This window comes from Magnetovibrio sp. (genome assembly GCF_036568125.1).
GTDB lineage: Bacteria > Pseudomonadota > Alphaproteobacteria > Rhodospirillales > Magnetovibrionaceae > Magnetovibrio.
On sequence record NZ_DATCTF010000010.1, the window covers coordinates 430,427 to 444,173 of the forward strand.

Here is a 13,747-nt window from a genome sequence, read left to right on the forward strand (position 1 = left end):
GAACGAGGCGTTAGCTAGAGCGCATCGATCAAGGTTTTGAGGCGCTGAAGTTTGTCGGCCTCAATGCAGTGACAGCTTCGGCAGTCCTTTTCCCCCTCTGTGATGATGCCGGCTTTTTTCAGGGCGCTGACATGCTGTGAGATGGTTGAGGGCGCCAAATTCAACACCTCGGTCAGACCGCCGAAATAGCATGCATTCACCTTAAGCATATGACGCACGATCTTGACCCGAGCGGGATGTCCAAGCGCCTTGCACAAGGCGGCGAGTTCCGTGTCGGTGTCGGTTTGTTTGCTCATGTCCTCGAATCCGTAATTCGTCGAATAACGAATAAATAGCTGCCGCACTTGTAACTGTCAAGAACCGAAATGTGTAGGCAAGGGGTTGGCGTCGGTACGGGGTTCGATTGCGCAAACAAATGCCCCCCGAAACTCTCAGAGTTTCGGGGGGCATGCACTGGTGGTGCAGTGACCGGTGAGGGCTTAGTTAAAAGCCTGGCCCGGCTTTGCGCCAAGTTTCTTCAAGATCATCGCCAGCGGGCAGAACTTGGTGAATGCGGCTTGGAACATGTTCAAGCCGACGAACGCTGGAACGATCAGCCACAGGATTTCCTGGGTGAAGTAAAACGCGCCGAGGCCGGCCCAGATGACCACGCCGGCAAAGGCGAAAATGATACGATCGATGCTCATAGTGAACTCCTTGTTCATCTCTGTACGGTTGGGGGAAGGGAACGGCCAACCCCGCTTTATGTTCACCGGAGGACGGACCGGTCCGGCACATTAGTCAAAAATCTCGCACTGGTGGTGGTACCGGGTTGCTACATCTTTTTGAGCTGTAGGCCTTGGTTTTCGCCACCTATGCGCTTGGCGAATGGGCTGCATGCGCCAAGGTTTTATCCTTAAGGTGTTGCTAAATTAGTAAATACTTATATATAAAGGCAAGCGTTATGTTCGCATGCGCAATATATACATGATATATAAGACCTTAAACACCGTTTTGCAGCCAAGAGGTTTCTTATGCAACCGACCATCAAAAGCTTGATCCCTGTTTTGGTTCTGACCGGATTTGCCCTTTCGGGCGGTACCGCCCGGTCTCAAGACACGTCTGCCGACAACGCTACGACGTTCACCGTCGACGCGGGCCAGGTCGAAGACCGCAAATCTGTATTCGCCACGGTGGAAAGCGTCGATGTGGTCTCCGCCCGTGCGCGTATCGGTGGCACGGTAACCGAATTGCTGGTTGACGAAGGTTCGCCGGTCGAAGCCGGCCAAAAGGTCGCCCGCGTGGTCGATGAAAAACTGGCGCTGCAGGTCAAGTCGGTGGAAGCCCAAATTCAGTCTTTCGTGTCGCAAAAGGAACTCGCCACCACGGCGTTGGCGCGTGCGGAAAAACTCTATGCCACCGGCGCGATACCCAAGGCGCGGTTGGACGAAGCGCGCACCAATATGGACGTCGCCGACCGCTCCTTGGCGTCGGCGCGTGCCGAACGCCAAGTGCTGCAACAGACCCGCATCGAAGGCGACGTGTTGTCGCCCGCCAGTGGCCGTGTGTTGACGGTGTTGGTGCGCAAGGGCTCGGTGGTGCTGCCCGGCGAACCGGTCGCCACGTTGGCGGCGGAAGCCTATATTCTGCGCATGCAACTTCCCGAACGTCATGCGATGTTCATCGAGAAAGGTGACGAGGTCCAGGTTGCCCAGCGTGGTCTCGGTGCGCTGACGCCGACCAGCGGCGGGGATCTGCGCCGCGGTGTGATCCGTCAGGTTTACCCGGAAATCAAACAAGGCCGTGTGTCGGCGGACGTCGAGGTCGAAGGCCTTGGCGATTTCTTCGTCGGTGAGCGCATCCGCGTGTGGATCGGCACCGGTCCGCGCCCGGCCATCGTGGTGCCCGAGGGTTTTCTTTATTCGCGCTACAATCTGACCTTCGCCAAACTCATCGACGGGCGCGAAGTGGTGGTGCAGCCGGGCCTGCCGCAAACGGGCGGTGTGGAAGTTCTGTCCGGTCTCGAACCCGGCGACGTTTTGGCGCGCCCGTAAGGCCGAAGGGAAGATAAGCGATGAACAACCTCGGCATTTCCGGGCATCTCACCAAAGCGTTCTTGCGCTCGCCGCTGACGCCGTTGATCTTGCTCGCCTCCGTGGCGCTGGGCGTGGTCGCGTTGATGGCGCTGCCGCGTGAAGAAGAACCGCAGATTTCTGTGCCGCTGGTCGACATCTTGGTCGACGCCAACGGTTTGAAGGCCCCCGACGTGGTCGAGTTGGTGACCAAACCGCTGGAAGACATCGTCAAGGGCGTCAACAGCGTCGAACACGTCTATTCCATGTCCCAAGACGACCAAGTCATGGTCACCGCACGCTTTGACGTCGGCACCGACGAAGACGTTGCGGTGCTGCGCGTGCACGACGCGATTCGCGCCAACATTCGCCACATCCCGGTCGGCATCCCCGATCCGCTGATCATCGGACGCGGCATCAACGACGTGCCCATCGTCACCATCACGCTGGCGCCGAAAGGCGATCAGGCGGGGCGGTGGAACGACAATGCGCTCTACAACGTCGCCGAAGAATTGATGCACGAATTGGTCAAGGTCGAAGACGTCGGTCTGACCTTCATCGTCGGCGGCCGCGCCGACCAAATCCGCGTCGAGCCCGATCCCGAACGTCTGTCGCTGTACGGCGTGACCCTGCAGCAATTGATCGGCAAGGTCGAAAGCGCCAACCGCTCGTTCCGCGTCGGCCGCGTGCGCGAAGGCGGCAAGGCCATCACCGTGATGGCGGGACAAACCCTGGTGGGCATGCCCGACGTCGGATTGTTGATGATCACCGCGCGCGATGGGCGCCCGGTGTACGTCAAGGATGTCGCCAACGTGGTGGTCGGGGCGAAACCCGAAGAATATCGCGTCTGGCACATGGAAAAAGCGCAAGGCGCTGAGCCGGGCGGCGAGCAAGTCGCGACGTTGGACGCCAAGCCCGCCGTGACCCTTGCCATCGCCAAGCGCAAGGGCGCCAATGCGGTGGTGGTCGCCGATGAAATCACCCGCCGTTTGGAGCAAGTCAAAGGCGGCTTGTTGCCCGCCGATGTCGAAGCGACGATCACCCGCAACTACGGCGAAACGGCGTTGGAAAAATCCGACGAGCTGTTGTTCCACCTCGGCCTTGCGACGGTTTCCATCGTGTTGCTGGTGGGCTGGGCGCTCGGCTGGCGCGAAGGCATCGTGGTCATGGTGGTGGTGCCGTCAACCATTTTGATGACCCTGTTCGCGGCGTGGATGATGGATTTCACCATCAACCGGGTGAGCTTGTTCGCGTTGATCTTCTCCATCGGTATTTTGGTCGACGACGCCATCGTGGTGGTGGAAAACATCGTTCGCCATTGGGCCATGAAGGACGGCCGCACGCCGTTGCGCGCCACCATCGAGGCGGTCGCCGAGGTCGGCAACCCGACCATCATCGCGACCCTGACCATCGTCGCGGCGTTGCTGCCGATGATGTTCGTGTCCGGCCTGATGGGGCCCTATATGAGCCCGATTCCTGCCAACGCATCAGCCGCGATGGTCTTTTCGTTTTTCGTCGCGATGATCATCACGCCGTGGCTGCTGTGCAAGATCACTTGCTGGCGCAAGCATCTGCCCGAAGATTCCATGACCGATGAAAACGCCGATTATGATGAAGGCGTCGACATGGGCGGCCATGGCGACCACGGTCCCGGGGCGTTGGGTAATTTTTACAAACGCATGGCCACCAAGCTGTTGACCGGGCGCAAGAACTCCATCCGCCTGCTGGTGATCACCGGTATCGCCACGGTGGCCTCGTTGGGGCTGTTTGCGACCAAGGACGTGACGGTCAAGCTGTTGCCGTTCGACAACAAGTCGGAATTGCAGGTGGTGCTTGATCTGCCCGAAGGCTCGTCGCTGGAAGTGACCGAGCGCGCGCTGTTGAACATTGCAGACCGCATCAAGGATCTGCCCGAATTGATCAGCATGCAGGCCTATGTCGGCACCGCCATGCCGTTCAACTTCAACGGTCTGGTGCGTCACTATTATTTGCGTTCCGAACCGTGGCAGGGCGAATTGCAGATCAATCTCGCGCCCAAGGGTGAACGTAATCGTCAAAGCCATGAAGTGGCGTTGGCCGTGCGTGAACTGCTCGATGGTCTCGATGTGCCTCCTGGCACTTCGGTCAAGGTGGTCGAGGTTCCCCCTGGGCCGCCGGTGATGGCGACCTTGATGGCGGAAATTTATGGGCCCGATCCCGAAACCCGTCGCGCCGCCGCCGCCAAGGTGCGCGAGGCGTTCCAGTCAGTCGATTATGTCGTCGACGTGGACGACAGCTACGGTCAGCCCGAAACCCGGGTGCGCTTGGAAATCGATCAGGACAATCTGGAATTCCACGGCGTGCAGGAAAACGATTTGTACGACACCATCCAAGCGGTGGTGGGCGGCAAGACGGTCGGCTATTCCCAGCGTGGCGAAGGCGTGAACCCGATCGAAATCGCCATCCGCCTGCCCAAGGAAGGCTTGGCGATGTCGGAACGGATGTTGTCGATCCCCGTTCCCGCGCCAGGACCGGCGGGCGACAGCGGCCGCGTGGTCGAATTGGGCGACGTGGTGCGGGTGGTACACGAACAGGCGTCCTATCCGATGTTCCGCCGTGACGGCCATTACGCGGTGCTGGTCACCGGCGAATTGGCGGGCGAATTCGAAGCGCCGATTTACGGCATGTTCGCGGTCGAAGAAAAACTCAAGGCCATGGATTGGGGCGATCAAGGTCCGCCGACCATCGGCTATCACGGCCAGCCCAAGGACGAAAGCAAGATCACTTTGCTGTGGGATGGCGAATGGGAAGTCACCTACGTGACCTTCCGCGACATGGGACTGGCGTTCATCTTCGCGCTGCTGGGCATCTATTTGCTGGTTGTGGGCCAGTTCGGCAGCTTCAAACTGCCGTTGGTGATCCTCACCCCGGTGCCGCTGACGTTCATCGGCATCATGTTCGGCCACTGGCTGTTCAACGCGCCGTTCTCCGCGACCTCGATGATCGGCTTCATCGCGTTGGCGGGCATCATCGTGCGCAACTCGATCTTGCTGGTGGACTTCATCAAGCACCGCCAGAAATCGGGCAAGCCGATGCGCGACGTGTTGGTTGAAGCGGGCACCATTCGCTTCAAGCCGATCTTCCTGACCGCAGTGGCGGCGATGATCGGTTCGGCGTTCATTTTGGCCGACCCGATTTTCCAAGGCCTCGCCATTTCCATGGTGTTCGGTTTGGCCAGTTCGACCGCGTTGACATTGCTGGTGATCCCGGCGATCTACGTGGTGTTGCGCGACGACGGTCGGGAAATGACAAACAAATAAAAACAAAAGCCGCTCAGCTTGAAATAACCAAGTTGGGCGGCTTTTCTTTTTGCCCAGGTCCGGTATCTTGAACCCATGATCAAAGAAGACCAATCCGCCCAGGTGGCTTTGCTGTCGGACCCGGCCGTGTTCGGCGACGGGACCGATGACGTCAAGCGCGTCACCACCCACGCGTCGCATGTGTTCATCGGCAAGACCCGTGTGTACAAGCTCAAGCGTGCGGTGGAATTTCCGTTTATGGACTACTCCGACCGCGACAAGCGATTGAAGTACTGCGAGGCCGAGGTTGCGCTCAACCGCCGCACGGCCCCCAACCTCTATCTGGGCGTCAAGCCGATCACCCGCGATGCGGATGGCCGTCTGCAACTCGACAAACCGGGCGAGGTGGTCGACTGGGTGGTTGAAATGGCGCGTTTCGACGAAGCCACGCTGTTCGATCATTTGGCGGCGGAAGGCAAGCTCGACCGTCATCTGATGGAACATCTGGCCGACAACATCGCCACGTTTCACGCCGCCAGCGAAGCTCGCCAGGACGGCGGCGGTCGCATTGGCATCGCCTTGACGATTGAAAGCAACGCCAAGTCGTTCGCCGAAAATGCTCCCGGTTTGTTGGATATGGGACGCGTCGCGGAACTCACCGACCGCTCTCTCGAGACCACCAACGAGATTTTCGAGCTGCTTGAAAGCCGCCGCATGCACGGTTGCGTGCGCCATTGCCACGGCGATATGCATTTGCGCAATATCTTCTTGGATGACGGCGAGCCGGTGCTGTTCGACTGCATCGAATTCAACGAGACGTTTTCGACCATCGACGTGCTTTACGATTTGGCGTTCTTGTTGATGGATTTGGACTATCGCGGCCTGCGCACGCTCGCCAACGTGACCATGAACCGCTACATGGACATCACCGGTTCGGCGTGGGGATTGGCGACGCTGCCTTTGTTTTTGAGTGTGCGCGCGGGCGTGCGCTCGTTTGTCGCGTGCGCGGCGGCGAAAAGTGTCGACGACCCAGAATTCAAGAAAGACCAAGCTCGCCAAGCGCAGACCTATCTCGACATGGCACTGAACTATTTGTCCGTTCCCGAACCGCGCCTGATTGCTGTGGGCGGCTTGTCGGGCAGCGGTAAGTCGCGTCTGGGCCGTGATTTGGCCCAACACATCGGCGCCGCGCCGGGCGCGCGGGTGGTGCGTAGCGACGTGTTGCGCAAGCGCATCGCAGGCAAGCATCCGCTCGACAGGTTGGGGCCCGAAGGTTACACCGCCGACATGACGGCGCAGACCTATCAAGCCGTTTATGACGAAGCCCGTGCGGTGCTCGCCACCGGCCATTCGGTGATTGCGGATTGCGTGTTTTCCAAACCCGAAGAACGTGCCGCCATCGAAACGGTGGCGGTCGAAATGGGCGTGCCGTTCGACGGGTTTTGGCTGAGCGCATCGCCGGAAATCATGCAGGCGCGGGTGACGGCGCGTGAAAAGAACGCGTCCGACGCCGATGCCGAGGTTGTGCGCATGCAGCTCGGCTATGATTTGGGCGACATCACCTGGCACCAAGTCGATTCCTCGGGCAGCCGCGAAGAAACCGACGCCCAGGCGTTGCAAATACTCAATCTCTAGAGCCAAAACCATACATTACAAGGCTTTATCTTTCACCGCTTCGGGTCCATCATGGATAGAGGCAAAAGGTGAGGAGTCTGCCATGTCGATCCGTTCCATTCTTGCACCCGTCGACGGGGCTTCGGACAATCGCGCGATCGTTGAAAATGCGTTGGAATTGGCCCGAACCTTCAACGCGCATGTGGATGTGTTGCATGTGCGCCCAGATGCCCGTGATGCGGTGCCGCTGTTCGGCGAGGGGCTGTCGGGCGATATGGTCGAGGAAATGATCACGTCCGCCGAACGTGAAGGCGCGGCGAAGGCCGCCGAGCTCAAGGCAATGGTTGAGAAATTGTGCCAAAGCCGTGACGTCCCCATGGTCACCGGTCCTGGCGGGGGCGAAGATTCCATCACCGCCACATGGCGTGAAACGATCGGTCGGGAAGACGAACTGGTCGCGTGGCGCGGTCGTCTGTCGGATCTGGTGGTGAGTGCGCGTCCTGGCGAAGACAGCTCTCCCATGCGGGCTTTGACCATGCACGCGGCGTTGTTCGAGTGCGGCCGTCCGGTGTTGGCCTTGCCGGTAAATCCCAATGTCGGTGAAATGGGCCGAGTGATCGCCATCGCGTGGAACGGAACCGCTCAGTCCGCGCGTGCTGTGCATGCAGCGATGCCGCTCATCACGCGTGCGTATGAAGTCAACGTGCTGACATGCGAAAGCACCCGCACCGAGCCGACCGCTGGTGACGAACTGGCCGAATATCTGGGTTGGTGGGGGGTGACGCCCAAAGTCGTGAATTTCCCCCCCGGACCCGAAGGGGCCGGTGCAAGCTTGCTGGCACACGCCCACGACCTAAACGCCGACATGTTGGTGAGCGGAGCGTATTCTCATTCGCGTCTGATGCAGACGGTTATGGGCGGCGTCACCAGCGCGCTGATGGACACCGCCGATATCCCGGTGTTGTTTAGCCACTAGGGCTGCAAAACATCACCCTTGACGCCATTGACGGGCAAAAAAGCCGCGATAAAACAGCACCGCGCTTTGTCCGCCCGCTTCGGCGTCGAAGACTTTCCAGCCGTTTTTGGATTTATAAAACCGGAAATTGATGGTCAAAGGCTGACCACGCCAGCGATCCAATCGCACCGGCACCACCAGCTCGCCGCGGCTTGAGCCGGGGCGGGTTTTTCCGACCGTGAAGCGGGTGGCGCGGATATCGCCCATGGCTTCAACCAATTTGGCGGTGAAGTTGCTGCGCAGGGCGCTCAACGCGGCGGCGCGTTGCTGGTCGCTCATGCGCGTGCCCAGACGTCCCAGCGCCATTTGCGTCATGGTTTCGAAATCGATGTCCGGGGCGATTTGCTTTTCCACGTAGCTGAGAATTTGGCTGGGGTTAAGGCCGGTGCCGTTCGCGCCGGCCGCGCCGCCTTGGCTTTGGCTGAGGAAGGTGCGCAAGTTGCTCAACTGGGCCGCGACCTTGGCCGAAGGTCCGTCGGCTTGGGGCGCCGCGGGTTTCGGCTTGGGCTGGGGCGCGAAACGGGGATCGTAATTTTGCCCGAACTGCGAACCGTAACGGGGAGCATAAGGCGCACCGTATTGCGGGCCGCGCTGGGGCTGATAGGGTTGGCCGTATTGTGATCCGTATTGAGGGGCGTAATCGGCGGAAAGCGTTGGGCTTGTCGCGCTCAAGGTCAGGGCCACGGTCGCGATGGCGGCGAATACGATCTGCTTCATAAGGTCCCCCTGTTGATGTGTGATGGACTCCAATCCGGGCGCCATTATCGCCTGAAATCGTGATCAAGACACCCTACGATTTTAAAAACATCGCGTAGAGCTCTTTAAAGCAGAACCGGACGGTCATCGACATTGTCGGCGCGCAAGCCGCCGTCGTAAGGACGCAACAGAGCGTTGACCTGATCGAAAGTGTTCCGGGTGTCGATCCAGGCGGCTTCGTCTTCGGGTTTGAGTATCACCGGCATGCGATCGTGGATCGATGCGATGTCGGGTGCGGGGGCGCAGGTGACGATGGTGACGGTGTCGTCGTCCGCGCCGATCAAGCCGGCCATGGCGAATAGCTCCCCGTCTTCGTTATCTTCACCGGTTGCGGCGCTTTTCATATGAATGCGCATTTTTTGCTTGGCCCCGCCGGCAGGACGCGCCCATTCGAAGTATGCCGTCGCGGGCACCAGACAGCGTTTGTTGAGTAGCGGGCGGAAGGTCGGCTTGGTGATCAAGGTTTCAGCACGCGCGTTGATCAGCGGCTTGGCGTCCCAGTCGACCTGGAGCCCCCAGCCGAGCAGCCGTCCGCGCGTCATACCGCTTTGCCCGTCGATGGTGAGGATGCGATTCGTCGGGTTCATCTCTGTCCCGTGCAGGGACTGGGGCGGGGGAGGCGGCGAGAGCTTCAGGCCGAAGCGCTCCTTGACCTTTTCCATCGCCGCCTTGACTTCGAATTTGCCGCACATGCCCACTTAACCCACTGGAAAGAAAATCCGGTTTAGCCTAACGTCTCACTATGACCGAGCAACGCAAAACAGTCATCATCACAGGCGCGTCCCGAGGAATCGGCCACGCCACAGCGCTTTTGTTTTTGGAACGCGGCTGGCGCATCATCACCTGCGCGCGCGGCGATGCCCCGCCCGAGGCCGCGACGGATGAAAACTGGCTCGCCCACATTCCTACCGATCTGGCCAAGGCCGACAGCATCAAGGCTTTTATCGTCGAGGCCACCAAGCTGCTCGATGGCGGCCCACTGCATGCATTGGTGAACAATGCGGGGTTGTCGCCCAAAACCCCTTATAAGGAGCGTCTCGGATGTCTCAACGGTGATCTCGATGCTTGGCGCGAGGTGTTCGAGATCAATTTCTTCGCCGCGTTGCGGTTGTCGCGCGGGTTTGCCTCGGCGTTGCACAACGGTCACGGGGCGATCGTCAACATCACCTCGATCGCAGGCCATTACATCCACCCGTTCGCCGGGTCGGCCTATTCCATCTCCAAGGCGGCGCTGAGCGCCATGACCCGGGAAATGGCGGGCGAGTTCGCGGCGCTCGACGTGCGCGTCAATGCGGTCGCGCCGGGCGAGATCGAAACGTCGATGATCCAACCCGAATACGAAGCCCTGATCCCGCGCATTCCCTTAGACCGCATGGGCGCGCCCCGCGACGTCGCCAGCACGGTCTATTATCTGTGTTCGGAAGACAGCAATTACGTCACCGGCACCGAAATCTGGGTCACCGGCGGCCAGCATATGTACTGAGCCTACCCACTAAGGTTGTGTGCATGGCATACTTCAGTATGCATCAAATTTGCTTGTATGATTTTTTTAACTCACCAAATGGAAGCAATCGCCAGTGTTACCGGTTTGTGACGCTGGGTTTTCATGTTTGGGAGTTTTGGGATGCTGTCGCTTCGCAATGGAACCATCGGTTCGCGTGTCGGTATTGGCTTTGTTCTCGCCTTATCGGTGTTTTTCGCCATCGGCGCGCCGACCATCCTGTCAGTGATGGGGAACCTCAATGCGGAAGCGCAACACCGCGAGCTGCGTAGTTATTTCGACACCTTCAAGGCGTCATTGGAAGCCGAGGCGCTCAAAGCGACGGCGCTCAGCGCCATGATCGCCAATATCCCCGATGTCGCCGAAAAATTCGCTGTGGGTGACAGGGACGGCTTGGCCGCATTGACGGTGCCGACCTTCAAGGTGATGAAGGAACAATACGGCGTCCGCCAGTTCCAGTTTCACACCCCGCCGGCAACCTCGTTTTTGCGTGTGCACAAACCTGAAAAATTTGGCGACGATTTGAGCGGTTTTCGCAAAACGGTGGTCGAGACCAATGCCAAGAAATCCGTAATCTGGGGGCTTGAGCGCGGCGTCGCTGGGCTCGGCATCCGTGGCTTGTCGCCGGTGGTGCATCAAGGTCAACATGTCGGATCAGTCGAATTCGGCTTGAGCTTCGGTAAACCGTTCATGGATGCTTTCAAGGCCCAATACGGCGTCGACGCCAGCTTGTTTATTCCCAAAGATGAGGCTTACGCCACCTTTGCGTCGACCTTGGAAGATGTGCGCTTTGGCACCGACGCGCAATTCGCAGCCGCGTTGAACGGCGAGCAGAGCACCGTGACGTCGAAAATCGGCGCAGTTCCGGTCGCCGTGATCATCGCACCGATCGAAGATTTTTCCGGCAAGCCCATCGGCATCGTCGAGTTGGCTGTGGACATCAGCTATTACGTCAATGCTACCAACACCATTTACATGATCGTTGCGGGCCTGTTGGTTCTGACCATGGCCATTGCGGCGGCGTTTATTTTCTATGTGCGCCGTGGCATATCCGCACCGTTGACGCAAATTACCGGCGCGATGCGCACACTGGCCAATGGCAAATTGGACGTCGACGTCGAAAGCAACGCATCCATTCGCGAAGTGGTCGACATTGCCGATGCATTGGTGGTGTTCCGTGACAACGCCGTTGAACGCGAACGCATTCAGCGCGAGCAACGCGAAGAAGAGGCCCGCAAGGCGCAACGCCAAGAACGCATGAGCAAAATCACCGACGATTTTGGCGATCATATCTCAGGCTTGCTGAGCACCGTGGGCGGTGCGGTCGAGCAATTGCAGGGCTATTCACAGGAAATGAAGGGCATCGCCACGGACACCAGTTCGCGGAGCGCCACTGTGGCCGCAGCGACGGAAGAAGCCGCTGCCAGCGTGCAGACGGTGGCGTCGGCGGCCGAGGAATTGAGTGCATCAATTGAGGAGATCCGCCGCCAAGTGTCGCATTCCACATCATTGGCTGTAAAGGCCGTGGGGCAGGCGGAAAAAACCGGTGAAACCGTGCAGGGTTTGGCCGTTTCTGGCAACAAAATTGGCGAAGTTCTGGCCTTAATCACCGATATCGCCGATCAAACAAACCTGTTGGCCTTGAACGCGACAATCGAAGCGGCACGTGCCGGCGAAGCCGGTAAAGGTTTCGCTGTTGTGGCGTCGGAAGTGAAAAATCTCGCCAACCAAACGGCGCGTGCCACGGAAGAGATCTCATCGCAAATCCTTGCGGTGCAAAATAACACCCGCGAAGCGGTCGAAGCCATCGACAGCATCACCCACGTGATCGGCGAGCTCAACACCATTTCCGAGCAAATCGCCGCAGCCGTCGATGAACAAGGTGCGGCCACCCAGGAAATCGCCCGGAATGTGGAACAAGCCGCAGCCGGCTCGCAAGAGGTGTCCTCGAACATCGTCAGCGTGTCCGACGCCGCGCATCGAACCGAAGGTGCCGCCGACCAAGTCAGCAGTTCGGCCAGCGATTTGAAGCAGGAAATGCATGCCCTCAAATCGCAGGTCGAGACGTTCTTGAAGGACGTTCATGCGGCCTAAATCACAGGGCTCTGCTCGTTACGGATGATGGAGATCAGCGCATCGGCGACCGGATGGTCGATGTTGTTGCGGTGGCGTGCAATCCACAGCGTGCGCATGATGCGAAATCCGCTGACCTTGATGTGATGCAGGCGTCCGGCCTCGATGTCCTTGATCACCGCGAAACGAGGCAGGAAACTGACGTGACGGCCGGGGATCAAGACATCGACCAGGGCGTCGGTCCCGCCGACCTCCAACACCACGTCCAGGGCGTTGAAGCCGATCGCGTCGAGGGCTTCTTCGAGATCGCGGCGTGATGCCGCGCCCGGTTCACGCAACACATAGCTGAGATCCAGCAGCATGGTGATGGGGATCATGTCTTCTTCGGCAAGCGGATGGTTCATGCCACACACCAACAGCAGTTCGTCGTCCATCCACTTTTGCACCATCAGGTCGGGGTGCTCGGGCGGGCGTTCCAGCAACGCCAAATCGGTGAGCCCGCTGGCGAGGTTGTTTTCGCTCTGGCGGCCGTAAACGAGGCGGCTGTCGATGCGGTATTGTGGGTAAAGTTCCGCGAACTCCAACAGAAACTTAGGCAGAAAATGCTCGCCAATGGCAATGGTTACGTCCAGGTGCAGCGACGTCTTGCCGCGCGCCATCTCATTGAGTTCGCGGCGCAATGACAGTTGCCGGTCCAAAGTCTGAACCGCCAGCAGGTAGACCTTTTCCCCAGCGGCCGTCAATCGCAGGCGCCCGCCCACACGTTCCGTCAACGCCAGGCCGTAACACTCTTCCAAAGTGCGCAGGCGTTTGGTGACCGCCGGTTGGCCAACGTTTAAGGCATGGGCGGCGGCCGATACGCTGCCTTTTTCCACAACCGCGCGCAATGCCGCCCAGCCGCGGATGTCGGGAAGATTTTTATATTCCATAAAGGAATATTAGCGAAAAATAATTGATTAGGAAATAATCATTTATGCGAAGATACTCCTGATTAATTATATTGCGCGTATGTCTGCGGAATCTATGGGTTATCGTCTTTTGCTCATCCATTCTCAAGATTCCACAAAGCCTCATGCCATGTGGACTAATTCCATTTTGGAATGAAGATTGAGCGCACGGATATTTGTCTTAGGAGTAAAGGATGACCGACACCATGGTCACACACGTCGACAGCGCCATGATTTCCCAGTCCGAGCCGAAACGGCCGTGGCGATTGCGCAATCTTTTGATGTTACGGCCCAAGGCCAAAGCGGCCATTGGCTATGGCCTTTTGAGCATGGGGCTGTACTTCGGCCTTTACACCTTCAACGACGACATCCGCCACATCGCCGAGATGACCAATCAGGGCGATAAAACTTATTTTCTGCTGCCGATCGGTATCGCCTTTCTGTTTTCCGTTGTCCACGGCTTGTTCACCGACCGGTTCTGGGAGGCCTTGGGCTTGAAGGCCAAGCGGTGA

12 protein-coding genes are annotated in these 13,747 nt (G+C 58.9%); 7 read left to right on the forward strand and 5 right to left on the reverse strand.

The window, feature by feature from the left end; translation table 11 throughout:
- Positions 1–14: 14 nt before the first annotated feature.
- Together VIN96_RS06785 and VIN96_RS06790 are read right to left on the reverse strand one after the other, a co-directional pair.
- A complete protein-coding gene (locus tag VIN96_RS06785) occupies positions 15–296 on the reverse strand; it encodes an ArsR/SmtB family transcription factor (protein WP_331894881.1) in 282 nt (93 codons plus the stop codon).
- A 183-nt stretch (positions 297–479) separates the two neighbouring features.
- Positions 480–686, reverse strand: a complete 207-nt coding sequence (locus tag VIN96_RS06790; protein WP_331894882.1) for a DUF2892 domain-containing protein — start codon at positions 684–686, stop codon at positions 480–482.
- Between the two features lie 327 nt (positions 687–1,013).
- On the opposite strand from VIN96_RS06790, the gene VIN96_RS06795 reads away from it, so the two are divergent.
- The 4 genes from VIN96_RS06795 (at position 1,014) to VIN96_RS06810 (ending at position 7,919) form a co-directional block, all read left to right on the forward strand.
- Positions 1,014–2,033 (forward strand): efflux RND transporter periplasmic adaptor subunit, encoded by a 1,020-nt coding sequence (locus VIN96_RS06795; protein WP_331894884.1) that lies wholly within the window; start codon positions 1,014–1,016, stop codon positions 2,031–2,033.
- A gap of 20 nt (positions 2,034–2,053) precedes the next feature.
- Positions 2,054–5,350, forward strand: coding sequence for an efflux RND transporter permease subunit (locus VIN96_RS06800; RefSeq protein ID WP_331894885.1), 3,297 nt, complete (start codon positions 2,054–2,056; stop codon positions 5,348–5,350).
- 75 nt (positions 5,351–5,425) lie between these two features.
- Positions 5,426–6,964 carry an AAA family ATPase gene (locus tag VIN96_RS06805; protein WP_331894886.1) on the forward strand — a complete coding sequence of 513 codons (1,539 nt, stop codon included), beginning with the start codon at positions 5,426–5,428 and terminating at the stop codon, positions 6,962–6,964.
- 82 nt (positions 6,965–7,046) lie between these two features.
- Entirely contained in the window at positions 7,047–7,919 is an 873-nt protein-coding gene (locus VIN96_RS06810) for a universal stress protein (protein ID WP_331894887.1), read from the forward strand.
- A 12-nt stretch (positions 7,920–7,931) separates the two neighbouring features.
- Here the strand turns inward: VIN96_RS06810 and VIN96_RS06815 are convergent, their stop codons facing one another.
- On the reverse strand, positions 7,932–8,675 hold the full coding sequence (locus VIN96_RS06815) for an ABC transporter substrate-binding protein (protein WP_331894888.1): 744 nt from the start codon (positions 8,673–8,675) through the stop codon (positions 7,932–7,934).
- Positions 8,676–8,779: 104 nt separating this feature from the next.
- On the reverse strand, positions 8,780–9,406 hold the full coding sequence (locus tag VIN96_RS06820; RefSeq protein WP_331894890.1) for an SOS response-associated peptidase: 627 nt from the start codon (positions 9,404–9,406) through the stop codon (positions 8,780–8,782).
- A 50-nt stretch (positions 9,407–9,456) separates the two neighbouring features.
- Between VIN96_RS06820 and VIN96_RS06825 the strand changes: the two genes are divergently transcribed.
- Together VIN96_RS06825 and VIN96_RS06830 are read left to right on the forward strand one after the other, a co-directional pair.
- Positions 9,457–10,197, forward strand: a complete 741-nt coding sequence (locus VIN96_RS06825; protein WP_331894892.1) for an SDR family oxidoreductase — start codon at positions 9,457–9,459, stop codon at positions 10,195–10,197.
- A gap of 141 nt (positions 10,198–10,338) precedes the next feature.
- Positions 10,339–12,309: a methyl-accepting chemotaxis protein gene (locus VIN96_RS06830; protein ID WP_331894894.1), complete on the forward strand. Its 1,971-nt coding sequence runs from the start codon at positions 10,339–10,341 to the stop codon at positions 12,307–12,309.
- Here the strand turns inward: VIN96_RS06830 and VIN96_RS06835 are convergent.
- Entirely contained in the window at positions 12,306–13,217 is a 912-nt protein-coding gene (locus VIN96_RS06835; protein WP_331894896.1) for a LysR family transcriptional regulator, read from the reverse strand. The genes VIN96_RS06830 and VIN96_RS06835 overlap by 4 nt on opposite strands.
- Positions 13,218–13,429: 212 nt before the next feature.
- Between VIN96_RS06835 and VIN96_RS06840 the strand changes: the two genes are divergently transcribed.
- Positions 13,430–13,747: a hypothetical protein gene (locus VIN96_RS06840; RefSeq protein WP_331894897.1), complete on the forward strand. Its 318-nt coding sequence runs from the start codon at positions 13,430–13,432 to the stop codon at positions 13,745–13,747.